1 protein-coding gene is annotated in these 548 nt (G+C 35.2%); it reads right to left on the reverse strand.

What is annotated here, in order from left to right; translation table 11 throughout:
- Nucleotides 1-548 (reverse strand): transposase (locus LMC10_RS01310; protein ID WP_229268725.1); only part of this gene is annotated, 548 nt, incomplete at both ends.

Consider the following 548-nt stretch of genomic DNA (forward strand, 5'->3'; position numbering starts at 1 on the left):
AACCATAACAAGTTCGTTTTAGAGTTTTGATTTTGCGATTGATGCCTTCTAAAGGACCATTAGAGTATTCAAACTTAGCACTATTTAAGACATATTTTCTGTTTTGACGAAGGGTTTGAATAGCGGTATCCATTTCTGTATTGGTTTTTTGGTAGTCTAAGATGGTTGACTCTAGTAATTCACTATTGCGCTCGTTTAAGGCTTTCGTGATATCTTGGTAAGTTTGGTATACTTCAGCAAACTTGGAAAATTTACTAGTAATGAGATCAACAGCATTTTGGCGAGTCATATATTGCTTAACGCCGCGAAGAAAAACTACTTCTTCAGGATGAAGATCTTCAGCTTTTTTATGGAATAGCTTCCAATGTGACTTCATAATTTTATATTCTCGGCTCTGTTTATCGAGTTGTTTTAGGATAGAAATACGATGATTGTCCAAAGCGCGACCAGCTAATTGCACAAGATGGAAGCGATCAATAATAATGTTGGCATTAGGGAAAAGGCGATAGATAAAGCTTTGATATTGAGCATTTAAATCAATTACAACT

This window comes from Limosilactobacillus reuteri subsp. simiae (genome assembly GCF_020784875.1).
Taxonomy (GTDB): domain Bacteria; phylum Bacillota; class Bacilli; order Lactobacillales; family Lactobacillaceae; genus Limosilactobacillus; species Limosilactobacillus reuteri_H.